Origin of the sequence: Stakelama saccharophila (assembly GCF_032229225.1) — a bacterium.
Taxonomy (GTDB): domain Bacteria; phylum Pseudomonadota; class Alphaproteobacteria; order Sphingomonadales; family Sphingomonadaceae; genus Sphingomonas; species Sphingomonas saccharophila.
The window spans coordinates 2,093,568-2,116,273 of sequence record NZ_CP135076.1 but is presented as its reverse complement, the minus strand read 5'-3'; the positions used below and the strand labels follow the sequence as shown (position 1 = coordinate 2,116,273).

The 22,706-nt window shown below is 66.3% G+C and carries 28 protein-coding genes and 1 other RNA gene; 15 read left to right on the top strand and 14 right to left on the bottom strand.

All coding sequences use genetic code 11. From position 1 onward, the window contains the following. Window positions 1–30 precede the first annotated feature (30 nt). The 7 genes from RPR59_RS09885 to RPR59_RS09855 all read left to right on the top strand — a co-directional run bounded on the left by RPR59_RS09885 (window position 31) and on the right by RPR59_RS09855 (window position 6,052). A complete protein-coding gene (locus RPR59_RS09885) occupies window positions 31–396 on the top strand; it encodes a response regulator (RefSeq protein WP_313913563.1) in 366 nt (121 codons plus the stop codon). 12 nt (window positions 397–408) lie between these two features. Next, window positions 409–1,479, top strand: a complete 1,071-nt coding sequence (locus RPR59_RS09880) for a chemotaxis protein CheB (RefSeq protein ID WP_313913561.1) — start codon at window positions 409–411, stop codon at window positions 1,477–1,479. 107 nt (window positions 1,480–1,586) lie between these two features. Further along, the gene (locus tag RPR59_RS09875; RefSeq protein ID WP_313913560.1) at window positions 1,587–2,339 is read left to right on the top strand and encodes a CheR family methyltransferase; all 753 of its coding nucleotides are present in this window, start codon (window positions 1,587–1,589) and stop codon (window positions 2,337–2,339) included. A 52-nt stretch (window positions 2,340–2,391) separates the two neighbouring features. After that, on the top strand, window positions 2,392–3,081 hold the full coding sequence (locus tag RPR59_RS09870) for an N-acetylmuramoyl-L-alanine amidase (RefSeq protein ID WP_313918452.1): 690 nt from the start codon (window positions 2,392–2,394) through the stop codon (window positions 3,079–3,081). A 10-nt stretch (window positions 3,082–3,091) separates the two neighbouring features. Further along, an RNA gene (rnpB, locus tag RPR59_RS09865) (RNase P RNA component class A) lies at window positions 3,092–3,471 on the top strand. Between the two features lie 55 nt (window positions 3,472–3,526). Beyond that, window positions 3,527–5,476, top strand: a complete 1,950-nt coding sequence (locus RPR59_RS09860; protein ID WP_313913558.1) for an energy transducer TonB — start codon at window positions 3,527–3,529, stop codon at window positions 5,474–5,476. Window positions 5,477–5,515: 39 nt separating this feature from the next. Next, a complete protein-coding gene (locus RPR59_RS09855; protein WP_313913556.1) occupies window positions 5,516–6,052 on the top strand; it encodes a DnaJ domain-containing protein in 537 nt (178 codons plus the stop codon). A gap of 280 nt (window positions 6,053–6,332) precedes the next feature. Here RPR59_RS09855 and RPR59_RS09850 read toward each other — a convergent pair whose 3' ends face one another. The 9 genes from RPR59_RS09850 to RPR59_RS09810 form a co-directional block, all read right to left on the bottom strand. Beyond that, a complete protein-coding gene (locus tag RPR59_RS09850) occupies window positions 6,333–6,737 on the bottom strand; it encodes a SufE family protein (RefSeq protein ID WP_313913553.1) in 405 nt (134 codons plus the stop codon). Window positions 6,738–6,796: 59 nt separating this feature from the next. Further along, entirely contained in the window at window positions 6,797–7,039 is a 243-nt protein-coding gene (locus RPR59_RS09845; RefSeq protein ID WP_313913551.1) for a hypothetical protein, read from the bottom strand. A gap of 17 nt (window positions 7,040–7,056) precedes the next feature. After that, a complete protein-coding gene (locus RPR59_RS09840; protein ID WP_313913548.1) occupies window positions 7,057–7,308 on the bottom strand; it encodes a hypothetical protein in 252 nt (83 codons plus the stop codon). 41 nt (window positions 7,309–7,349) lie between these two features. Continuing rightward, on the bottom strand, window positions 7,350–7,622 hold the full coding sequence (locus RPR59_RS09835) for a hypothetical protein (RefSeq protein ID WP_313913546.1): 273 nt from the start codon (window positions 7,620–7,622) through the stop codon (window positions 7,350–7,352). An 11-nt stretch (window positions 7,623–7,633) separates the two neighbouring features. Then, window positions 7,634–7,945, bottom strand: coding sequence for a hypothetical protein (locus RPR59_RS09830; protein ID WP_313913544.1), 312 nt, complete (start codon window positions 7,943–7,945; stop codon window positions 7,634–7,636). A 30-nt stretch (window positions 7,946–7,975) separates the two neighbouring features. Beyond that, window positions 7,976–8,356, bottom strand: a complete 381-nt coding sequence (gene pspC / locus RPR59_RS09825) for an envelope stress response membrane protein PspC (protein WP_313913542.1) — start codon at window positions 8,354–8,356, stop codon at window positions 7,976–7,978. A gap of 3 nt (window positions 8,357–8,359) precedes the next feature. Further along, a complete protein-coding gene (pspB, locus tag RPR59_RS09820) occupies window positions 8,360–8,632 on the bottom strand; it encodes an envelope stress response membrane protein PspB (RefSeq protein WP_313913540.1) in 273 nt (90 codons plus the stop codon). 4 nt (window positions 8,633–8,636) lie between these two features. After that, window positions 8,637–9,305: a phage shock protein PspA gene (gene pspA, locus RPR59_RS09815; RefSeq protein ID WP_313913538.1), complete on the bottom strand. Its 669-nt coding sequence runs from the start codon at window positions 9,303–9,305 to the stop codon at window positions 8,637–8,639. 67 nt (window positions 9,306–9,372) lie between these two features. Next, window positions 9,373–9,882: an energy transducer TonB gene (locus tag RPR59_RS09810; protein ID WP_313913534.1), complete on the bottom strand. Its 510-nt coding sequence runs from the start codon at window positions 9,880–9,882 to the stop codon at window positions 9,373–9,375. A gap of 178 nt (window positions 9,883–10,060) precedes the next feature. Between RPR59_RS09810 and pspF the strand changes: the two genes are divergently transcribed. After that, window positions 10,061–11,095: a phage shock protein operon transcriptional activator gene (gene pspF, locus RPR59_RS09805; RefSeq protein ID WP_313913532.1), complete on the top strand. Its 1,035-nt coding sequence runs from the start codon at window positions 10,061–10,063 to the stop codon at window positions 11,093–11,095. A 112-nt stretch (window positions 11,096–11,207) separates the two neighbouring features. Further along, entirely contained in the window at window positions 11,208–11,813 is a 606-nt protein-coding gene (locus RPR59_RS09800; protein WP_313913530.1) for a superoxide dismutase, read from the top strand. A gap of 484 nt (window positions 11,814–12,297) precedes the next feature. On the opposite strand, the gene RPR59_RS09795 is transcribed toward RPR59_RS09800, so the two are convergent. The 3 genes from RPR59_RS09795 to mtaB all read right to left on the bottom strand — a co-directional run bounded on the left by RPR59_RS09795 (window position 12,298) and on the right by mtaB (window position 15,194). Next, window positions 12,298–12,879 carry a septation protein A gene (locus RPR59_RS09795; protein WP_313918450.1) on the bottom strand — a complete coding sequence of 194 codons (582 nt, stop codon included), beginning with the start codon at window positions 12,877–12,879 and terminating at the stop codon, window positions 12,298–12,300. 156 nt (window positions 12,880–13,035) lie between these two features. Then, window positions 13,036–13,968 carry a signal recognition particle-docking protein FtsY gene (gene ftsY, locus RPR59_RS09790; protein WP_313913528.1) on the bottom strand — a complete coding sequence of 311 codons (933 nt, stop codon included), beginning with the start codon at window positions 13,966–13,968 and terminating at the stop codon, window positions 13,036–13,038. Next, window positions 13,965–15,194: a tRNA (N(6)-L-threonylcarbamoyladenosine(37)-C(2))-methylthiotransferase MtaB gene (mtaB, locus tag RPR59_RS09785; RefSeq protein WP_313913526.1), complete on the bottom strand. Its 1,230-nt coding sequence runs from the start codon at window positions 15,192–15,194 to the stop codon at window positions 13,965–13,967. Before mtaB ends, ftsY begins: the two co-directional genes overlap by 4 nt. Before the next feature lie 35 nt (window positions 15,195–15,229). Here mtaB and RPR59_RS09780 point away from each other — a divergent pair, with 35 nt between their 5' ends. Further along, window positions 15,230–15,808, top strand: a complete 579-nt coding sequence (locus RPR59_RS09780; RefSeq protein ID WP_313913524.1) for a DUF924 family protein — start codon at window positions 15,230–15,232, stop codon at window positions 15,806–15,808. Here RPR59_RS09780 and RPR59_RS09775 read toward each other — a convergent pair. Continuing rightward, complete coding sequence (locus tag RPR59_RS09775) at window positions 15,783–17,417, bottom strand: putative bifunctional diguanylate cyclase/phosphodiesterase (RefSeq protein ID WP_313913522.1); 1,635 nt, start codon at window positions 17,415–17,417, stop codon at window positions 15,783–15,785. The genes RPR59_RS09780 and RPR59_RS09775 overlap by 26 nt on opposite strands. A gap of 217 nt (window positions 17,418–17,634) precedes the next feature. Here RPR59_RS09775 and ffh point away from each other — a divergent pair, with 217 nt between their 5' ends. The 3 genes from ffh (at window position 17,635) to rimM (ending at window position 20,280) form a co-directional block, all read left to right on the top strand. Further along, a complete protein-coding gene (gene ffh / locus RPR59_RS09770) occupies window positions 17,635–19,140 on the top strand; it encodes a signal recognition particle protein (RefSeq protein ID WP_313913520.1) in 1,506 nt (501 codons plus the stop codon). Between the two features lie 84 nt (window positions 19,141–19,224). After that, window positions 19,225–19,710, top strand: coding sequence for a 30S ribosomal protein S16 (gene rpsP / locus RPR59_RS09765; RefSeq protein ID WP_313913518.1), 486 nt, complete (start codon window positions 19,225–19,227; stop codon window positions 19,708–19,710). Between the two features lie 48 nt (window positions 19,711–19,758). Further along, entirely contained in the window at window positions 19,759–20,280 is a 522-nt protein-coding gene (rimM, locus tag RPR59_RS09760) for a ribosome maturation factor RimM (RefSeq protein WP_313913517.1), read from the top strand. A 281-nt stretch (window positions 20,281–20,561) separates the two neighbouring features. On the opposite strand, the gene RPR59_RS09755 is transcribed toward rimM, so the two are convergent. Beyond that, entirely contained in the window at window positions 20,562–21,479 is a 918-nt protein-coding gene (locus RPR59_RS09755; RefSeq protein WP_313913515.1) for an NAD(P)/FAD-dependent oxidoreductase, read from the bottom strand. 47 nt (window positions 21,480–21,526) lie between these two features. On the opposite strand from RPR59_RS09755, the gene trmD reads away from it, so the two are divergent. After that, complete coding sequence (trmD, locus tag RPR59_RS09750) at window positions 21,527–22,255, top strand: tRNA (guanosine(37)-N1)-methyltransferase TrmD (protein ID WP_313913513.1); 729 nt, start codon at window positions 21,527–21,529, stop codon at window positions 22,253–22,255. 4 nt (window positions 22,256–22,259) lie between these two features. Continuing rightward, window positions 22,260–22,661, top strand: a complete 402-nt coding sequence (gene rplS, locus RPR59_RS09745; protein ID WP_313913511.1) for a 50S ribosomal protein L19 — start codon at window positions 22,260–22,262, stop codon at window positions 22,659–22,661. Window positions 22,662–22,706 lie beyond the last annotated feature (45 nt).

Sequence of the window (22,706 nt, the reverse complement as noted above, 5' to 3'; positions counted from 1 at the left end):
CGGTATCAAGTCAACAGGATGTGATTCACTATGAAATCTTGTCTCGTCGTCGATGATTCGAAGGTCATCCGCAAGGTTGCCCGGCACATCCTCGAAACGCTCGATTTCGAAGTCCGCGAGGCGGGTGACGGCCGCGAAGCGCTGGACGCCTGCATGGCCACGCCGCCCGATGTCGTCCTTCTGGACTGGAACATGCCGATCATGAGCGGGATGGATTTCCTGCGCGCGCTCGGCGACAGCGGAATGACGGCGCGCCCCAAGGTCGTGTTCTGCACCACGGAAAACGGCATGGCCCATATCCGCGCCGCCATCGAAGCGGGCGCCGACGAATATGTCATGAAGCCGTTCGATCGCGAAACGCTGGAGAGCAAGCTTCAGATCGTCGGCCTCGGCTGACGGCCCGGCGCCATGAATGTTCCCGCCGGCATCGCGGTAGCGGCGATCGACGCATCGCCTGCGCAGCGCAGCGTATTGATCGTCGACGATTCCGCCGTCGCGCGCGCGGTCCTCAGCCGCATGGTCGAGGCGATGCCGGGGTTCGGGGTCGCCGGCGCCGTCGGTGATTGCGACGCCGCGTTCGACATCCTGCGCGAACGGCGGGTCGATGCCATCCTGCTCGATCTGGAAATGCCGGTCACCAATGGCCTTACGGCGTTGCCGGACCTGTTGCGTGCCGGCGATGGCGCCCGCATCCTGGTGGTATCCTCCAATTGCGACGAGGGCGGCGCGACCGCGGTGCAGGCGCTGGCGCTCGGCGCGGCCGACACGCTGGTAAAGCCCGGCATCGGCGCGCCGGCCGGCCGCTTTCACGATGTTCTTCGTGCCCGTCTGCTTCGGTTGCTCGACGAACCCGAGGGGTGCCCGCCGCTGCCCGCGAAGGTCGGGCCGGACGAGATTCTGGACTTCGATATCGTCGCGATCGGCGCCTCGACCGGCGGGATCCACGCGCTGACGAAGCTGATGCGGGCCATTCCGGACAGGCTCGACCTGCCGATTCTCGTAACCCAGCACCTGCCGGCGTCCTTTATGCCCTATTTCGCCGCGCAACTGGCGATGCTCGCCAACCGGCCCTGCGAGGTCGCGCACGATCTGAGCCGGATCAAGTCGGGGCGAATTCTGGTTGCACCGGGCAACGCGCATCTACGATGCGTGCGCCTTTCCGACGGCGCGGCGGTGCGTCTGATCGAGACGGCCGCGCCGAGCGGCTGCATGCCGTCGGTCGATCCGATGTTGCGCTCGGTCGCCGACGTATATGGCGCCCGCGCGCTGGCCGTCATCCTCAGCGGGATGGGACGCGACGGCTGCCTGGGTGCGAAGGCGGTCCATCGTGCCGGCGGAATCGTCGCGGTCCAGGATCAGGCGAGTTCGGTGGTGTGGGGAATGCCGGGCTCTATCGTCGCGGATGGTCACGCCCATGTCGTGCTGCGGCCCGAAGAGATCGGTGCGATGATCGCCCGGCGACGTCGGCCCGCATGCTGAGCACACCCGTTCCCAGGGCGCCGACCCGCGGAATGGCGGTTATTTCCGCCTTGCTGGAAAGGAAGACCGGCCAGCAGCTCGCATCCGGCCGGAGCTGGCGGGTAGAGATGGCGTTGAAGCCGATCCTGCGCGACAACGGTCTGGCCAGTCTGGAAGAATTGGTGTCGGTCCTGCTTGCCGGCGAACGGGGCAATCTTGCCGATAAGGTGGTGGAGGCGATCTTGAATCAGGAAACATCCTTTTTCCGGGATGGCACGGTGCTGCAACAGATCGTCGGCGCCGCGGCCGCGATGCAGCAGCAAGCGGGCGATCGCCGGCTGCGGATCTGGTGTGCCGGCTGTTCCACCGGTCAGGAACCCTATTCGCTGGCGATGTTGTTCGCCGAATGGCCGGAAGGCCGGCCGATGCCGGAAATCGTTGCCACGGACATCTCCGCCGCTGCGATCGATCGCGCGCGCACGGGGAGCTATTCCCAGTTCGAAATCCAGCGCGGCCTGCCGGTGCGACAGATGATCCGGTGGTTCGTTGAGGGCGGCGAACAATGGTCGGCGAGGCCGGAGCTGAAGCGCCTGGTGCAGTTCCGCCGCAACAACCTGGTCGAGGACCCTCCGCCTGCCGGGCGGTTCGACATCATCCTGTGCCGCAATGTTCTCATGTATTTCCCGAGCGCGCTGCGCCGGAGCACGCTGGACAGCCTGGCCTCGGTGCTGCGGCCGCAGGGCCTGCTGATCATGGGGGCGGGCGAGACGGTCATCGGCCAGACCGAGGCCCTGGTGCCGAGCGAGCGGCACCGCGGAATGTATCGTCCGGACGCGGCCGGCGCCGCCGCTTCGCAGGTGGCCTTAACCCGATTGCCTTGATCGCGCGGGCGCGGCATCAGGGGGATATGGTCGCTTGCCGGTTCCGCCCTTCATGCGCATGATCGATGCGCCGTCGCCCAATTTCGACGATCGGGCGCTGCCCGTATCCATGGTCGTCCTGCACTATACCGGCATGCAGGATGCCGGCTCGGCCATCGCTCGCCTGCGCGATCCGGCGGCGAAGGTTTCCGCCCATTATGTCGTCGACGAAGACGGCAGCATCCTGAAGCTGGTCGACGAAAGCCGGCGGGCATGGCACGCCGGGCGATCCTGGTGGCGCGGCATTGCCGACGTGAACAGCGCGTCGGTCGGCATCGAGATCGTCAATCCCGGCCATGAATGGGGATATCGCGATTTTCCCGAGGCCCAGATCGCGGCGTTGATACCGCTGCTCGCCGATATCAAGCGTCGCCACGGTGTCGGGCGTGGCGACATCGTCGGGCATTCCGACGTCGCACCGGCGCGCAAGCAGGATCCCGGCGAACGCTTTCCCTGGTCGCGGCTGGCGCATCACCGGCTGGCACTGCCGCGGCCCGCTTTCGGCCTGGCCGATCCGCACTGGAGCGACGCCGGCTTTCTGCGCGCCCTGGAATGCTTCGGATACGACATCGCAGCGCCGGAGGCGGCGGTCATCGCGTTCCAGCGCCGCTTTCGACCCGAACGGGTCGACGGCGTCATCGACCGCGAATGCCGGATGCTTCTGCTGTCGCTGCTCTTGCCCAAACCGCGCGGGGCGGAGTAACGGGGACGTGTCAGAGGGCCGGGCGGCCGCGTGGGAACTCCCACGAGGAAAGTCCGGGCTCCACGGAAGCGACGGTGCCGGGTAACGCCCGGCGGGGGCGACCCCAGGGAAAGTGCCACAGAGAGCAGACGGCGTGCGGCTTCGGCCCAATGCTTCGGCAGCGTCATGGTGAAAGGGTGCGGTAAGAGCGCACCGCGTGGCCGGCAACGGTCGCGGCACGGCAAACCCCACCGGGAGCAAGACCGAATAGGGGCGGCATATGGGCTTTGTTCCGGCCCGCCGCCCGGGTTGGTTGCTGGAGGCGTTGCGCAAGCATCGTCCTAGAGGAATGGTCGCCCATCCGCCCGCAGGGGCGGGGGACAGAACCCGGCTTACAGGCCCTCTGGCGCTTTACATCGCGTGGTGGACCCGCCAAGCTCCCCGTACAAAGGGGGGAAGGGATCTCATGGCATTACGCGTTCTTGCCTGCGGCATGGCGTTGGCGGGCATCGTGACAGTGGGCGCCGATGCGGCGCCGGTGCAGGACACGGGTTCCGGCATGACGGTGCAGCAGGCGTTCGAACATGCGACGAAGCTCACCGACAGCGGAAAGGACGCCGAAGCCCTCGCCGCGTGGGAACGCCTCGAACAGCGCGTGGGAAACAATCCGCGCAGCGTTGCCGTCGTCCGTTTGCGCAAGAGCGATTCGCTCGTCGCCCTGCATCGCTCGGACGAAGCGCTCGCCGATCTTCGGGCCGCGCTCGATGCGCTTCCGGACGACGACCCGTCGCTTGCGGAGGATCGCCGGCGCGGCTTCGTGATGATGGGCGTCATCGAGGAAGGGCGGCTGGATTATGCCGGCGCGCTGGATGCCTATCGCGCGGCGCTGGATCTCTCGTCGACATCGGCGGAGCGGATGGCTGCCCTGCGCGGCATGATCGCCACCGGCACCTATATCGCGCCCAACGAAATGGCGCCCCGGGCGAAGGAGGCGGAGGCACTTCTCAAGGCGGACGATGCGTTCGACGGAAAGGCGCGGGCGACCGTCGAAATGGCGATCTCCGAACTGTACCTCAATCTCGGGCAGTTCGAACGCGCCGGCGATCATGCCAAAGAAGCGGTCTCCGAACTGGGCGGACTGACGCCCAGGACCGACATCGACGACGTTGCCGCGCGCTCCGACTTCGCCATCGCCGCGCTGAAGGAGGGGAAGGACCAGCTTGCCCGCAAATATCTCGCTTATACCGTCCAGTCGAACGAGTTGGGCCTGGACAGTGCAAGCCAGATCGTGCCGCCTGATTGCGGCGGGCCGGAGGGCTTCCGGCCCGATGATGTCGCGGTGGTCGAATTCTTCGTGGGCGCGGACGGTTCGGTGCCCTATGCCCGTCCGGTGTACGCCAACAGGCAGGGTGTCGGTCTGCCCTTTGCCCGCGCCGTGCGCCAATGGTCTTGGTCGGCGGAACAGGTCGCGGAAATGCCGGCATTCTTCCGTGCACGCGCGCGGGTCGAACTTCGCTGCGCCACCGTGGCCGAGCGGCCTGACGTGTGGAACTTCCTCGACGGCGCACTGACCGATTGGATCGCCGATCAGGGGGTGGCGACCGTACCTGCCGATGATCCCTCGGATGCGCGGCGCCTGGCGGCCGATCGTCGGCGGCTCGCCGCGACCGACCCGCAGAATGCGCTGGCGCGGCTGCCGATCCTGTTCGACATGATGACGAACCGCGTGACGCCCTATGGGGAACGCGCCGCGCTCGCCGAAGAAGCGCTGGAAACCGCGAAGGCCCATGATGCGCCGCCGCTTCCCCGGCTCGCGATCGCGCTCCAGTTGTGGCAACGCGGCGAGGATTATCGCCAGGCGCTCGAGCAAGCGTTGCAAGATCCGTTCTACAGCGCGGACGGACAGGCGCGCGCCGCGCTCGATCTGATCGCTGCAGAGGAAGCCGGCAGGAAGGATCAGGAGGCCGCTTTGGCCTATCTCTCCGATGCCGCGTCCGGCTCCGGCCTCGCGGACAAGGACCCGCTGCGGATCGGGGCGCTGGTCCGTACGGCCTCGATACGGGCGGATCGCGGTGATACCGCCGCTGCCCGGGCGGCGTTCGAAAAGACGGGCCTGGCCGCCGATCAATGCGCGATGCTCGACGCGCCTCCGACGTCGGATAGTAGCGTCGGCAGCAACGCATTCCCGCGAGAAGCGCGGCGCTGGGGGTTCGAGGGATGGGTCCGGTTGCAATATGACGTGACCGCCGACGGCCATACCGACCGGGTGCGGGCGGTCGCCTCTTACCCGCCCTTCGTCTTCACCGAAGCGAGCGAAGATGTCTTCCGCGGCCTTCATTATACCAAGACCTACCGACCCGATGGCGGTGCGGGGTGCGGCGGGATGATGAAGGGCATCCACTATCGGATCGACTGATCGCTTGCGCGGCGGCGGCAAGCGCTTATGTCGTGAGCCATGCCTCGATCTTCGCGATCCATCGACTGGGGATTTCCCCGCTGGCGCAGTTACGGCAGCGAGCGCGAGGCCGTTCGCGTGCGTCTGTGCGACCGGGAAGGGTGCAGCGAACCGGGCGACCGGCCTGCACCCAAATCGCCCAACAGCAACGAACGCTGGTATTTCTGCGAAACGCATGCGGCCGAATACAACCGCAACTGGAATTACTTCGAAGGGTTGAGCGAAGAGGAAGCGAAGCAGCGCGAGGCGAAGGAACGGCGCGAAGCCGCCGGCTTCAGCGAATCGAGCCATCATGGCTGGGCAGGGCCGGGCGACGGGTCGCGCTCGCGCGACGAAATGCGCGCGCTCGAGGTGCTGGAGCTGGAGGTCGACGCCGATTTCGCCGACGCCCGCGCGGCCTGGCGCCGGCTGGCCAAGGAAAACCACCCCGACGTGCGCCCGGACGATCCGGAGGCGGCGCGGCGGTTCCATGCCGTTCAGGCTGCCTTCGAAGTGTTGAAGGCGGCGGAGGACCGGCGGCAGTGGCGGCCTGATTGATGGGATAAGCGGCCAGGGCCAGCGGTCGGCTGGCCGGTCGCCGCCGCTTTTCGGTGCACCGCGTGACCTTGAAATCGGGCTTGCGCGGAAATCGGCAGAGGCCGGCATCAGGTCGCGTATGCCCCTCCCGCCCATTCCATTCCGCCTTCCTGTATCTCCGCCGGTTTCGTACCCCCGCGCAGGCGGTGGTCCAGAGCACCTTACGCGGCGATTGAGGCCCTGGATTCCCGCCTGCGCGGCGGATTATCGCACCGCTCGTCCCAGGCCTTCCGCGCCCTTCCTAAGCGTAGCGTTCGGCGGTCTGCCGGATCAGCGCGATCATGTTGGGAATGCCCTGCGTCCGGTTGGAGCTGAGCTGATTGCGCAGGTCGAACGGAGCGAGCTTTCCTTCGATGTCGGTGTCGCGGATGGCGTCGGCCGGGCAATCCTGCACCGTCGTCAGGACGAGGGCGATGATGCCCTTGGTGATCGCGGCGTTGCTGTCGGCGAGGAAATGCAGCGTGCCGTCGCCGGCCGCGGTGGGATAGACCCATACGGCGGCGGAACAGCCGCGCACCAGCGTCGCATCGGTCTTGAGCGCGTCGGGCATGGGCTCCAACTCGCGGCCCAAGTCGATCAGCAGGCGGTAGCGGTCGTCGCCGTCGAGAAATTCATATTCGTCGCGGATGTCTTCGAGCGTTCGCATATCCGCGGATATAGCGAGGCGCCGCGCGATTGAAACCGCCGGCGGCGCGGGCGCCGACCCTATAGGTCGACGCCGGCGGCGATGGCTTCCAGCTTGCGGATGCGTTCCTTCAGGTCGGCGATCTCGATGCGGGCGCTGGCCGATGACGGCGGCGTCAGTTTCTGCTCGTGGCCGGCATTCGCCAGTTCCTGCGTCTTCAGCGTCAGCCACCCGCGCCATCCGATCAGCGCCCCGGCGGTGATCATGGCCAGGCCGGCCAGGCCGGCAATCGCCATGGTCATGTAGAAATCGGCATTCTGCATGGCGGTTCTCCCTCGTGTCAGATGCGGTCGCTGTCGCGCAGCCGCTCGATTTCGCGATCGAGATTGATGCTGTTGTGGTTGTCGGTGATGACCCGCTCCAGAACGGCGATTCGTTCCTTCAGCGACCGGATCTCGTCGCGCATCCGCATCGCTTCGGCCGTATCCTCGGTCCGCGCGCCGCGCTCTCCGTCCACCTTCATCCGGGTCTGAATGATGCGGCCGATCGTCACGATGACGATGATCGCCACGACCATTTCAAACGGGTTCATGTCGGTCTCCCTTTTATTCTCGTTGTTGCCTTGTCTTGTTCTCAGTTGAGCGGGCGATCGCGCAGCCGCTCGATCTCGTCGGCGACGTCGATGCCCTTTTCGGTCACGATGCGCTCCAGAACCCGGACGCGCTGTTCCAGCCGTTCGGTCTGCGCTGCATATTGCGCCGCCTTTTCGGCCGCCTGCGCGTTCAGCGATCCGGCCATGTTCTCGCGGTGCTTCAGCATCCGCTCATACGCCGCGAAGATCAGGCCGCCGCCCACGGGAAGGCCGATGACGACCAGCGCGAGCATGAATACCGTGAAACCGTTCATTCCATCCTCCCTCAGTTCGCCTTGCCGCGCAGTTCCTCGATCTCGCGATCGAGCAGGGTGCCGCGGTCGGTGACGATGCGCTCGACGGTGGCCAGGCGGTCCTTGACCGATCCCAGCTCAGCGCGAAGCTGCGCATTCTCCTGGCTGAGAAGACGGACGCGCTCGACCATCTCCTCATTCTTCTTCGGATACATCGCCTGGCCCCAGGCGCCGTCGAGCGGATATCCGTTCTTGATGCGCATCCAGGTGGTCAGCACCCAGCCGCCGACCGCGACGATGGCGATGATGGCGAACAGGGGCGTGGATTCGGCTAGCGGGAACATGGCGTTGTCTCCTCGGATAGCGGCCGGGCCTCAGCGCAGGCTGTCGATCTCGTTGGCGAGCCGGGTGTTGCGGCTCGTATAATACATCTCGATGTCGGCGAGCCGGCGGTCGATGTCGCGGAAGGTCGAGCGGACCTCGCTGGTGGTGCGCTTCGGATTGGAGCGCACGCCCTGCCAGAATTTCTGGCTCTCCGGCGATTCGTACAGGTCGACCGGCTTGGTCGGCGCCATCCAGGCGGCCATGAAATAGGCGATCAGCGTCCAGGGAAAGCCGCCGGCGAGCGTCAGGATCACCGCGGCGATGCGGATCCACAGAACGTCGAGCCCGGTATAGTCGGCGATGCCGGCGCACACGCCCGACCATTTGCCGTTCTGCTTGTCGAGATAGAATTTGGTGCGGCTTGCGGACATGGTTCAGTTCCTCCGGGAATAGTCGATTTCGGACATCGGCGGAGTGCTGGGCACCTGCGGACGGAAATCGGGGTTGTCGGCGGCGATGATGCGCTCGATCGTCTGCAGGCGGTCTTCCAGCCTGCGGGCGGTGTAGTGCAGTTCGTCGAGGAGTTTTTCGTCCTCGCCGGTCAGCGTCGCCGACTGCTTCCATTTGGTGACATAGTGCATGACCACCCAGGGAAGGCCGATGAACAGCATCCCGACGATGATGATGGGAAGGAAGACGTCTTCCATCGGATCAGCCCTCCTTGTTCATCCGCGCCTTCAGCTCGGCGAGGTCGGCCTCGACCTTGTCCGAAGACTTCAACTCGGCGATTTCCTCTTCCAGGCTCTTGGGGCTTTCGCCGATGCCGGCGGCTTCGGCGCGGCCCTCGGCCATGTCGACCCGGCGCTCCATCACGTCGAAGCGGGAAAAGGCGTCCTGCATCTTCGAGCCCGAATACATTTCGCGCATGCGGGTACGGTTGTTGGCCGATTCCAGTCGCGTCATGATCGAGTTCTGGCGGGTGCGCGCCTCGCGCAGCTTGTTCTGCAGCTTGGCGATGTCCTCTTCCGAGCTTCTCAGCGCGTCGTCGAGAACCGAAATCTCGCCGCGTAGCTGATCGCTCATGTCGGCGGCCTTCTGCCGCTCGACCAGCGCCTGCTTGGCCAGATCCTCGCGCCCCTTGGACAGCGCCAGCTCGGCCTTTTCGGTCCAGCTTTCCTGAAGCTTTTCCAGCTTGGCGATATGGCGGCGCATCTCCTTCTGATCGGCGATGGTGCGCGCGGCGGAGGCGCGAACCTCGACCAGCGTTTCCTCCATCTCGAGAATGATCATGCGGATCATCTTCGCCGGGTCCTCCGCCTTGTCGAGCAGGTCGGTGACGTTGGCCGCGATGATGTCGCGCGTTCGTGAAAAGATACCCATTGCGTTCACTCCTTCGTGCAATCGAAAGGCCGGGGCGGTTGGGGCTCGCGCCCCGGCCGGGTTGCCGTCACTCCTGCGTGGCGGCGACCATGATATTCTGATTTTCCGCGCCATGATACTTGGCGAGCATCCGCTGCGAAGCCGTGCGGACCCGTCCGGCCAGACGGTGGTCTATCGGGTCGGCGAAAAACACCTCCATCGCCACCACCCGGGTCGTGCCCCGCTTTTCCAGCGGCAGGCGCGGATAGCGGATCGCCTTTACCGCGCGGACGGCTTCGCGGTCGAGCAGCCGGTTGCCGGTGCCCTGTTCCAGCGACGCGTCGACGAAATTGCCTTCGGCATCGAACCGGGCCGCGACGACCGCGCCCTTTTCGGCGCGGATGCTGTCGGGGACCGCACGAACCAGACGGATCGAACGATCGAGCCTGGCATCCACCATCCTGGCCCATGTCGCGGCGTCGACCTCGCGCTCGGCGGCGATCGCCGGCGAAACCGAGCCCATCAACAGGGCCGATCCGAAAACCGCCGCCAGCGCGGCACTGGAAAGACACCGAACGATCTGCACCTTGCTAGTCATGGCTGAACTCCCTGAACCTTGGCGTATCTGTCCACCACTTGCGGGTGGTGTCCCATGCTTTGCATCCCGCGTGCCAATTCCAGGAAGTGTAGCAGAATCAGTCTCTTGAAAGGGGGTGCGGCCATAGAGCGCATTTCGTTCTTGCCAAGATTTGGTAAAATACGCCAAGGTGTCGCACATGGATCGCGTAACCCAGGTTATCGGCCAGTCGAGCGCGTTTCTCGACGCGCTGGAGCGTGCGAGCCGGGCCGCCGCGCTGGACCGGCCGGTGCTCGTCATCGGCGAGCGCGGCACCGGCAAGGAATTGGTCGCCGAGCGCCTGCACCGCCTCAGTCCGCGCTGGGATCAGCCGCTCGTCATCATGAACTGCGCGGCGCTTCCGGAAACGCTGATCGAGGCGGAACTGTTCGGCCATGAAGCCGGCGCCTTCACCGGCGCGACCAAGGCGCGCGCCGGCCGGTTCGAGGAGGCGGATGGCGGAACCCTGTTCCTCGACGAACTGGGCACGCTGTCCATGGCGGCGCAGGACAGGTTGCTGCGCGCGATCGAATATGGCGAGGTGACCCGGATCGGGTCGTCGCGGCCGTTGACCGTGGACACGCGCATCGTCGCCGCGACGAACGTGCATCTGCCCGATCAGGTGGAGCGCGGCACGTTTCGCGCCGATCTGCTCGACCGGCTGTCCTTCGAGGTGGTGACCCTGCCGCCGCTGCGCGCGCGGACCGAGGACATCATGGTGCTGGCGGATCATTTCGGCCGGCGGATGGCGGCGGAAATCGGGTTGGAGGAATGGCCGGGCTTCGGCCCGAACGCGATCGACGCCCTCCAGTCCCATAGCTGGCCGGGCAATGTGCGCGAAGTCCGCAACGTCGTCGAACGCGCCGTATATCGCTGGGATCGCGCGGGGCCGGTCGATGCCATCCAGATCGATCCCTTCGCCTCGCCCTATCGCCCGGCTTCGGCGACCGTCCCCGCGGCATCGGCGGCTGCGCCCGCCCTGCCGGACGCACCGGCGGAGCCGATCGAGGAACCCGCGCCGGAAACGGATCTCGACTTCAAGACGCGCGTGGCCCGGTTCGAGCGGCGGCTGCTCTATCAGGCGCTGTCGGAACAACGGTTCAACCAGCGCGCGACGGCCGACGCGCTCGGGCTCAGCTACGACCAGTTGCGCCACGCTTTGCGCAAGCACGATCTTCTGTCCGCGGCGGGCTGAATTTCCGAGTTTTGAACTGAATCGATTGCGAAACGATATCGGCGGACCCATTAGCGATGTGCGGCGTTCCTTGGACGTATTTCCGCTCACTCTTACGCCAAAGGAGGATTTCATGGCTTTCGAACTTCCCGCCCTCCCATATGATTACAACGCGCTGGAGCCGACCATCAATGAAGAGACGATGAAGCTCCACCACGACAAGCACCACAACGCCTATACGACCAAGTTCAACGAGGCTGCGAAGGACGAGGGTTTCGACGGGCAATCGGCCGAGGACGTCCTGGCGCAGATCTCGAAATATTCGACCAAGGCGCGCAACAATGGCGGCGGCTTCTGGAACCACGACTTCTTCTGGAAGATCATGACGCCGGGCGGCAGCCAGCCCTCCGGCAGGCTTGCCGACGCGGTTGCCGATTTCGGTGGTCTCGACAAGCTGAAGGAAGAGTTCAACAACAAGGGCGCGGGCCAGTTCGGCTCCGGCTGGGCCTGGCTTCTCACCGACAAGAGCGGCAAGCTCTCGATCGCCAGCACGCCCAACCAGGACAATCCGCTGATGGACGCGTGCGACGTCTCGGGGACGCCCGTGCTCGGCAACGACGTGTGGGAGCACGCATATTACCTGACCTATCGCAACGACCGCGGCGCCTATCTCAAGGCGTGGTGGGACGTCGTGAACTGGGATCAGGCCAACAAGAATTACGAAGCCGCGCTCGGCTGAGCCACGGCGCTGTTCGCAAGGAAAGGGGCGTCGATCCGGCGCCCCTTTTTCGTTTCGCCCGGCGGCGCGCACGATGGTGCTCATCCATCCGCCAAGCCGCTTCTCCTTTCGTCATCCCCGCGCAGGCGGGGATCTAGAGTTACATTCGACCGGCTTTAACCGTCATGCTGAACTTGTTTCAGCATCCACTCTTCTTCATGCTTCACCAGTGCCTGTTGATCGGCGATCCTGAAACAAGTTCAGGGCGACGAGCGGCGTTTAGAATTCGACGCTTGAGCCAATCCTGTCTGCCTGAAATCGTCATTCTGACAAAATTCGGAAGCCGGAGTCCGAAACGATGGTGGCTCTGGATGCTGAATCAAGTTCAGCATGACGAAAGGGGCGAGCCAGCCGAAACATACCCCCGAACGGCGCGCGTGGAGCCCATGTTCTTGCGAAAGCATCGAATCCAGGGCCGCAAATGCGCTGCGGCGGCAGCCTTTCCTTACCCTTCCGGCGGCAGCGGCGGTTCGTCGCGCGCCGAGCCGGTGTCGAGGCCGTGTTTCAACAGCATCGGAATATTGGCGAGGGCGAAAAGCACGGTGAGCGGCATCGCGCCCCACAATTTGAACCCGACCCAGAAATCCCAGCTCGTATTGCGCCAGACGAGTTCGTTCAGCACGGCCATGAAGGCGAAGAATATGGCCCAGTTGACCGTCAGCTTGCGCCACCCTTTGGCGGACAGGCCCGGATAGGCGGTTTCCAGCAGCGATTGCAGCAGCGGCTTTCCGGTGATCAGGCCATAGGTCAGCACGGCGGCGAACATCGTATAGACGATGGTGGGCTTCACCTTGATGAAGGTTTCGTCGTGGAAATACAGCGTCAGCCCCCCGAAGACGAGCACCAGCACCCCCGAAATCCACAACATGGGCGAGATGTGGCGCGCCTTCACCCAGGACGCCGCCATCGCGACGACGATCGCCACCATGAACGCCGCCGTCGCCGCGAGAACGCGCTCGATCTGCGGCCCTTTCATCAGCGTGTTGACGGCAAAGAACACGGCCAGCGGACCGAAATCGATCAGCATGCGCAGGCCGGGGGAATTGGCGGTTTCGGGAGTGGAGGCAGATTTGGTCAACACATTCTCCGTTCGCCCTGAGCCTGTCGAAGGGCTGTTCTTCCTTGACCCGTCAGGAATGGTGCCTCGACAAGCTCAGCACGAACGAGTCTTGTCATCAGCGGGTTATTTTATCGCGCTGTCCACGCCGGCGATGATCCGCGACACTTCGTGCGCGTCGAACGGGCGCAGGTCGTCGATCGTCTCGCCGACGCCGATGGCATGGATCGGCAGGCCGTATGTCTCGGCCGCATTCACCAGCACGCCGCCGCGCGCGGTGCCGTCCAGCTTGGTCATGACGAGGCCGGTGACGCCGGCGACTTCCCGGAACACCTCGATCTGGTTGAGCGCGTTCTGCCCCGTCGTCGCGTCGAGCACGAGCACCACGTCATGCGGCGCTTCCGGGTTCAGGCGGCCCAGCACGCGCCGGATCTTCGCCAATTCGTCCATCAGCTCGCGCTTGTTTTGAAGCCGCCCGGCGGTGTCGACGATCAGCACGTCGGTGCCTTCGGCGGTCGCCTTCTTCACCGCGTCATAGACGATGCCGGCCGCGTCGCCGCCTTCCGGCCCGGATACGATCGGCACCCCGATCCGCTCCGCCCAGGTCCGCAACTGGCCGATGGCGGCGGCGCGAAACGTGTCGCCGGCGGCCAGCAGGACACTGTAATCCTGTTCCAGGAACAGGTTCGCGATCTTGGCGATGGTCGTGGTCTTGCCCGATCCGTTGACGCCGACGACGAGGATCACCTGCGGCCGCGGAAAGGCGTCGACCTCCAGCGGTTCGGCAACGGGTTCGAGGCTTTTTTCGACCTCCTCGGCCACGACCAGGCGGATGCCGAGGTCTTCCATGTTGCGCTCGAACTGACCCTCGGCGAGCCGCTTGCGCACCCGAGCGGCGGTTTCCGGGCCGAGATCGGACGCGATCAGCGCCTCTTCGATCTCGTCGAGCGTTTCGGTATCGAGACGCCCCGCCGATAGGCCGGCGAGATTGCCCATCAGCCGGTCGGACGTGCGCTTGAATCCGCCCAGCAGGCGGTCGTGCCAGCCGCCGTTGCTCATGCCGGCCGTCCGATCAGCCGCCCGTCGCTTGCACCCGTGATGATCACCTCGACGATACTCCCGATTTCCTGTTTCGGTCCGGTAAGCCGGACTTCGGCGAAATTCTCGACATGGCCCCGGTCCCCCGGTCTTTCCACCAGCAGCTTTCCGGCCGCGCCCCGCTGGGTGGCGAGCCAGGCGTCGCGGCGCTTCTTTCCTTCGGCGCGCAACGCCGCCGCTCGCGCTTTCACCACGTCGCCGGGCACCTGCGGCATCCGCGCCGCCAGCGTACCGGCGCGCGGCGAGAAGGGAAAGATGTGCGCCTGCACGATGTCGCAATCGCGGATCAGCGCCAGCGTGTTCGCCGCCATGGCCTCGCTTTCGGTGGGAAAGCCCGCGATCAGGTCCGCGCCGATGGCGATCTCGGGGCGCGCGCGCTTCAGCCGATCGACGATCGCGACCGCTTGCGCGCGGCTGTGGCGCCGCTTCATCCGCTTCAGGATCATGTCGTCGCCCGCCTGCAGCGACAGATGGACATGCGGCATCACGCGCGGCTCCTGGGTCAGCAGCGCGAACAGCCGGTCGTCGATTTCGATCGAATCGAGCGATGACAGGCGCAGTCGCTCCAGCTTCGGAACCTCGGCCAGGATACGCTCCACCAGCCCGCCCAGTGTCGGCGCGCCCGGCAGGTCGGGGCCGTAGCTCGTCAGGTCGACGCCCGTCAGCACGATCTCGCGGTGGCCGGCGTCGACCAGCCCCGCGATCCGCTCCACCACCGCACCGGCGGGAACCGATCGGCTGTTCCCCCGTCCATAGGGGATGGCGCAGAAGGTACAGCGATGATCACAGCCATTCTGGATTTCGACGAAGGCCCGCGCATGGCCGCCGAAGCTTGCCGCCAGATGCCGCGCGGTGCGCTCGATCGCCATGATGTCGCGCACCGTCACCGCGTCCGCCGCCCGCCATGCTTCGGGGCGCAGCTTGTCGGAATTGCCGATGACGCGGTCCACCTCGGCCATGCCGGCGAAGGTGCCCGGTTCGATCTGCGCGGCGCAGCCGGTGACGACGATCTGGCTGTCCGGCCGCTCGCGCCGGGCGCGTCGGATCGTCTGGCGGGTCCGGCGCACGGCCTCGTTGGTCACGGCGCAACTGTTCACCACGACCATGTCGCGGTCGCCGAGCATGGCGCGGATCGATTCGCTTTCCGCGATATTCAGCCGGCATCCCAGGCTGATGACGTCAGCCATGGTGGCGCAATTGCAAGGGCAGGGGAGATGCACTCATGGCACGCGATCTAGGCGCGACGACGGTCGAAGTCCACGCAGCAGCCCGCGCGGTGCTGGACTTCTGGTTCGACGAGCTTTCACCCGAGCAATGGTTCGCAAAGGACGCGGCGCTCGATTCGCGCGTCGCCGCACGTTTCGCCACGCTGCGAGACACGCTGATCGCCAACGGCGCGGCCGGCTGGCGCGAGGAACCGCGCACCCTGCTTGCGGCAGTCATCGCGATCGACCAGTTCTCGCGCAACATCCACCGCGGAACCGCCGCCGCCTTCGCCGGCGACGCCCTGGCGCGCGAGCTGACGCTGACGGCGCTGAAGCGGGGCTGGGACGGCGCGATGACGGATCACGAGCGCCAATTCCTCTACATGCCTCTGATGCATGCCGAAGATCTCGCGCTGCAGGACCGCGGGCTCGCTTTGTTCGAGCGGCTTTCGGTGCCCGAAGCCGTGGCGGCCGCGCGCGAGCACCGCGACGCCATCGCTCGTTACGGTCGCTTTCCCAGCCGCAACGCCGCGCTCGGCCGGCCCTCGACCCCGGCGGAACGGGACTATCTCAGCCGGCCCGGCGCGGGTTGGTGAGGGCGGCGCCATCGGCCTGCGCTTCCCGCCGGCCGTGGGAAACGAGGCGCTTTTCGGCGAGGAGGCGGCGCACGCCCGTCGTCGGCAGCGGCCTGCCGTAATGCCATCCCTGGCCGACCGCGCATCCGATCGCGCGCAGCCGCTCCTGGGTACGCGCGTCCTCGATTCCCTCGGCGGTGATCGGCAGGTTCAGGCTGCTGCCCAGTCCCACGATGGCGGTCACGATCGCCGCGCTGTCCGGGCTGTCGTTGAGCGACGCGACGAAGCTGCGGTCGATCTTGACGCGGTCGAAGGGCAGGGCGCGAAGATGGGCGAGCGAACTGTAGCCCGTGCCGAAATCGTCGAGCGCCAGCCGCACGCCCTGGTTCTTCAGGCTCCCCACGATCGACTGGGCCAGCGCCATATTCTCGAACAGCGCGCTTTCGGTGATCTCGACCTCCAGCCGGTTGGCCGGAAAGCCGGTTTCGGTCAGCAGCTTGATGATCTTTTGCGCCAGCCACGCATCGCGGAGCTGCCAAGGCGAAATGTTCACCGCGATCGTGAGCGAGGAATCCCAGTGCCGCGCGGCGGTGAGCGCCTGGCGCATGACGGAGAGGGAAAGCTCCGCGATCATCCCGGTTTCCTCGGCGATCGGGATGAACGTATCGGGTGCCACGGCGCCATGATCGGGGTGGCTCCAGCGCGCCAGCACTTCCAGGCCCGTCAGCCTGCCGGTCGCCAGGTCGATCTGCTGCTCGAAATACGGGATCACCTCGTCCCTCGGGATGGCGATCCGCAGCCCGTTTTCCAGTTCGTTGCGCGTGCGCAGTTCGTGCTCCATGGAGTGATCGAACCAGGCGAAGCGGTTGCGCCCGGCCTTCTTGGCCGCATACATCGCGATATCGGCACAGCGCAGCAGCGCATCCATCGTGCCGCGGTGGAAATCGGACCGGGCGAGCCCCAGCGAGCAGGAGATGTGGCAGCATATGCCGTCCGCCTCGAACGGTTGCGCCATGCGGCTGACCAGGCGGTTGGCCACGCGGTCGACTGTTTCCGGATGCGCCGGATCGAACAGGAAGACGCAGGCGAACTCGTCGCCGCCGAACCGCGCGATCAGGGCGCTGTTGGGGACGATTTCGCGAATGCAGGCCGCCACCGTGCGCAACAGCGTGTCCCCCACCGTATGGCCGTGCATGTCGTTGATCGTCTTGAAATGGTCGAGGTCCAGCAGCAGCGCGACCGTCGCCTTGCCGCGCCGTTCGGCCTGGACGAACATGGCGGCGCCTTCCTCGGACAGGCTGCGCCGGTTTAAGAAGCCCGTCAGCGGGTCGCGCGCCGCCAATTGCCGGGCGCGTTCCTCCGCCGCCGTGCGCATCCGGATCTGGTCGGACAGGCGGCGGTGCCGGCGCCAGCCGATCAGGATCAGCGCCACGTTGAGCAACAGCGCGATGACGATGCCGCGATCGACCGGCGGCGCGTCGTTGACAATGTGGTCCAGCGCGGCGGAAAGGACCTGGCTGCCCGTGCCGACGAACAGCAGGATCGCGGCGATGCTGACCGCGCCCGTCCAGATGTCGTTGCCGCCGTCCGGCGCTGTGCCGGCATCGGCCGAGGCGCCGGGGCGCAGCATGTCTCCTTCCCTCATATATGCGGTTATCTGCCGCCCACGGTGTAGATAGCGTTAAAGGGCCTGCGCCCTTGCGCTTTATCGCGACCGGCGCTATGGCCTGCCGACCGCAAATTCGCGGAAACGCAGATATGCCGCTCCACGGGGCGACGCCGGCCGACGAGGTTTCGTCCGCCGGCGTGTTTTGCGTTACGCGGATCGTGCAGATTTTGGAGCGCGCATGTTCGACAGTTTGAGCGACAGGCTTGGTGGTGTCTTCGATCGGCTTCGGGGGCGCGGTGCGCTGACCGAGGCCGATGTCCGCACCGCCATGCGCGAAGTGCGCGTGGCGCTGCTCGAAGCGGACGTGGCGCTGCCGGTCGCGCGCGCCTTCGTCGAACGCGCCACCGAAAAGGCGATCGGCCAGGACGTGCTGCGCTCGGTCACGCCGGGCCAGCAGGTCGTCAAGATCGTCCATGACGAACTGGTCGAGATGCTGGGGCCGGACACGGCCGAGCTTGACCTCAACAAGACGCCGCCCGCCGTCGTCATGCTCGTCGGGTTGCAGGGGTCGGGCAAGACGACGACCACGGCCAAGCTGGCGAAGATGCTGCGCGGCAAGGAGAACAAGAAGGTTCTCATGGCGTCGCTCGACGTCAACCGCCCGGCCGCGCAGGAACAGCTCGCCACGCTCGGCACCCAGACCGAGGTCGCGACGCTGCCGATCGTCGAGGGGCAGCAGCCCGTCGACATCGCGAAGCGCGCGCTGCAGTCGGCGAAGCTGCAGGGCCATGACGTGCTGATGCTCGACACCGCCGGCCGCCTGCACGTCGATCAGGCGCTGATGGACGAGATGAAGGCCGTCGCCGACGTCGCCAACCCGGCCGAGATCCTGCTCGTCGTCGATTCGCTGACCGGGCAGGACGCGGTGAATGTTGCGGAGCGCTTTTCCGAACAGGTGCCGCTCACCGGCGTCATCCTCACCCGCATGGACGGCGATGCGCGCGGCGGCGCGGCGCTGTCGATGCGCGAAGTCACCGGCAAGCCGATCAAATTCGCCGGCATGGGCGAAAAGCTCGACGCGATCGAGCCCTTTCACCCGAAACGCGTCGCCGGCCGCATCCTCGGCATGGGCGATGTCGTCAGCCTTGTCGAAAAGGCCGCCGCCTCGATCGAGCAGGAAGATGCCGAGCGGATGGCCGAGCGGCTGGCCAAGGGCAAGTTCGACATGAACGACCTGCGTGCCCAGCTCGCGCAGATGCGCAAGATGGGCGGCCTCGGTGCGCTCGCCGGCATGATCCCCGGCCTGAAGAAGGCGCAGGCGGCGATGGCCTCGGGCGCGGTGGACGAAAAACTGCTTTTGCGCATGGACGCGATGATTTCCTCCATGACGCCGGAGGAGCGCGCCAAGCCGGCGCTGATGAACGCAAAGCGCAAGCGGCGCGTCGCCAACGGTTCCGGCACAACGGTGCAGGAACTCAACCGCCTGATGAAGATGCATCAGGAAATGGCCACCGCCATGAAGAAGATGAAGAAGATGGGCGGCATCAAGGGCATGATGGCCATGCTCGGAAAGGGCGGACCCGGCGGCGGCATGGGCGGCATCGGCAAGGCGCTTGGCGGTGCCGATCTGGGCGACGCCATGGGCAGGATGGGCGGCGGTCTGCCCGGCCTGCCGGGCGGAGAGGGCGGTGCGCCGCAGCTTCCGCCCGGTTTCGAGGACATGGTGAAGAACCGCAAGAAATAGGCCCGTCCTGCCGGGACGGACAGGGATTTTGAAGCAATTCCGGCCCGTGCCGGAATGACGATTGAAGAAGGAAGATTGTAGAAAATGGCACTCAGCATGCGTTTGTCGCGGGGCGGCTCCAAGAAGCGTCCCTATTACCGGATCGTCGTGGCCGATGCGCGTTCCCCGCGCGACGGCCGCTTCATCGAGCGGATCGGCAGCTATAACCCGCTGCTCCCCAAGGACAGCGAAGAGCGGGTGAAGCTCGACGGCGACCGTGCGAAGCACTGGCTCGAACACGGCGCGCAGCCGACCGACCGCGTCGCCCGCTTCCTCGATGCCGCCGGCATCCGTGAGCGTGCCGCGCGCAGCAACCCGAAAAAGGGCGAGCCGGGCGAAAAGGCGAAGGAGCGCGAGGAAGAACGCGCCGAGAAGCTGAAGGCGCAGCAGGACGCCGAGGCCGAGGCAACCGCCGCGGCCGCCGTCGAGGCGGCCACCGAGACGCCGACCGAGGAGGCCGAGCAGGTCGCCGAGGCGACTGCCGAGGAAACCCCCGCCGCTGACGCCGGCGAGGAAAAGGCCGAGGGTTGATCCAGTTCCCCTCCCGCTGGCGGGAGGGGGCAGGGGAGGGCATGACCGTTGCCGGCTGATGACATCCCTCCCCAGGCGTCTTCCTCCGGGCCACGGGCCAACCGGCCGATCACCCTCGCGGTCGTGATCGGCGCCCACGGCGTCAAGGGCGAGGTGCGGCTCAAGGTCTTCGCCGAGGATCTGGCCGCACATCGCCATTTCAACGGCGGCGCGCTGACGCTGAGATCCCTGCGCGACGGCACCAACGCCGCCATCGCCCGCTTTGCCGAGATCGCCGACCGCACCGCCGCCGAGGCGCTGCGCGGCACCGAACTCACCGTCCCGCGCTCCGCTTTGCCGCCGCTGGAGCCGGACGAATATTATCATGTCGACCTGATCGGCCTGCCCGCGATCTCGGACGAGGGCGAGCCGATCGGCCGCGTCGTCGCGGTCGACGATTTCGGCGCCGGCGATGTCGTCGAGATCGAGCGCCCCACGGGCAAACGCTTCATGGTCCCCATGCGCCCCGAGGCGGTCCCCGAATGGAGCGAAGAATGCCTGGTGGTTACCGCCGCCTTCGCCGAGGCATAGCCAACCAATTCCTCCCCAAGCTCGCTTGGGGAGGGGGACCGCCGAAGGCGGTGGAGGGGCGCCGCGAAGCGGCGAGCGGACGAGGATTTCCCGTTCCGACCATGAGTCGACATGCGCGCGAAGGGGCTCCGGTCGATGTTGCGTCGTGGACCCCGGATCGAGTCTGAAACGACGGCGCGGGAGTGTTCGATTGGCGTTCTGCCTCAGCGCAGCAGTCCGCTTGAACGGCAGGTTCGGTAGTCCACAGTCCACGCGTCTGTTGCGCTCACGCTTGCGCGAGCCTATCGCCGGATCGGCTGCCGCTTGTCGAGGTCGTTGCGAATCGTCGTCGACGCCACGCCCGCTTCGCCCATTGCGTGGCTGATCTGGTCCAGCCCCAGCACCACGTCGCCCGCGGCATAGAGGCCGGGAATGGACGTCCGCTGGTGCGCGTCCACCTCCAGACAGCCTTCGTCCGATGCCTTCGCCCCGGCATGGACCGCAAGCTGCGATCGGATGGTCGAACCCAGCGCGGGATAGACGCTGTCGAACGCCATGCGCCCGTCCGCCGTATCGAATCCCAGCCGCTCCCCTTCGATCCGCCACCCGCCGCACGGGCCGTCGACGCGCCCGATGCCGGCATCGTCGAGCGCCTGTCGGCAGGGCGCATCCAGGTCATGCTCCGCGCCCGGCGCCACCAGCGTCACGTCGCGGGTGAAGCCGCGCACGAACAGCGCCTCACGCATGCCGTGTTCGCCGGTGCCGATCACCGCCACGCGCAGGTCGGTGACCTCATAGCCGTCGCAAACCGGGCAATAGCGCAGCATCCCGCGCGCCAGCGCTTCGTCATGGACGGCCATGTCCATTTCCGGCCGGTGGTTGACGACGCCGGTTGCCAGGAGGACGCTGCGCGCCTGATAGCCCTCGGCGCCGACCGCCACCAGGAAGTTCCCGTCGTCTTCGGGAACGATCTGCGTAACCTCCGCCGCGACGCGGACCGCCCCGAAATGCCCGGCCTGGTCCCGCATCCGGCGCAACAGCTCGCGCCCCGCGATGCCGTCGGGAAACCCGGCGTGATTGCGTGTCCTGGGGATCAGTGCCGCACGGCTCGTTCCGCAATCGAACAGGCGGATCGAAAGGTGATAGCGCGCCAGATAGATCGCGGCCGTCAGCCCCGCCGGACCGGCGCCGATGATGATGCAATCGTCTGCTTCGGGCATGTCCTGCGGCCTTGCCATTGCCGGGATGAACGCACATGGGAGCGCGCATGTCCTTCGCCGCGACGATATTGACGCTGTATCCCGAAATGTTTCCAGGGCCGTTGGGGCTGTCGCTCGCCGGTCGCGCGCTGGAACAGGGGCGCTGGTCGCTCGATGCGGTGCAGATCCGCGACTTCGCCACCGACCGGCACCGCACCGTGGACGATACGCCGGCGGGCGGCGGTGCGGGCATGGTGATGCGCGCCGACGTGCTCGCGCGGGCGGTCGACAGCGCGCCGGCGGGCCTGCCCCGGATCGCCATGACGCCGCGGGGCAGCCCGCTCACCCAGACGCGTGTGCGCGACCTCGCGGCGGGGCCGGGCGTCGCCATCCTGTGCGGCCGGTTCGAAGGGTTCGACGAACGGATTTTCGAGGCGCGCGACATCGAACCCGTCTCGATCGGCGACTATGTGCTGTCGGGTGGTGAAACCGCGGCACTCGTGCTACTCGACGCTTGCATTCGGCTCCTTCCCGGCGTAATGGGCGCGGCTTCAAGCGGAGATGACGAGAGCTTCGAGGCGGGGCTGCTCGAATATCCGCAATATACCCGACCTGTCGAATGGGAAGGGCGCACGATCCCTGAAGTGCTGCGATCGGGGGATCATGCGAGGATCGCCGCTTGGCGTCATGCCAGGGCGGCGGCGGACACACGGTTACGGCGGCCGGACTTGTGGGAGCGCTATGGTGGCGATCCGGTCCAGTCGCCCTCTGGCGCGCGGCGGGACAGTAAGGAATAGGCAGATGAACCTGATCCAGACGCTCGAGGCGGAACAGATCGCCAAGCTGAACGAGCAGAAGAAGATTCCGGAATTCCGCGCCGGCGACACGGTGCGCGTCGGCGTGAAGGTGGTCGAGGGCGAGCGCACGCGCGTCCAGAATTTCGAAGGCGTGTGCATCGCGCGGTCGAACCGCGGCATGGGATCGTCCTTCACCGTCCGCAAGATCTCCTTCGGCGAGGGGGTCGAGCGCGTCTTCCCGCTTTATTCGCCGAACATCGATTCGATCACGGTCGTCCGCAAGGGCGTCGTGCGCCGCGCGAAACTCTATTATCTGCGCGGCCGCACCGGCAAGGCCGCCCGCATTGCCGAGCGCCGCGATCCGCGCCCGGCGAGCAAGGACAAGCAGGCGGAAAACGCGCAGTAAGCGCTTGCTGCCGAGCATGAACAAGGCCGCGGAAGCTCCGGTTTC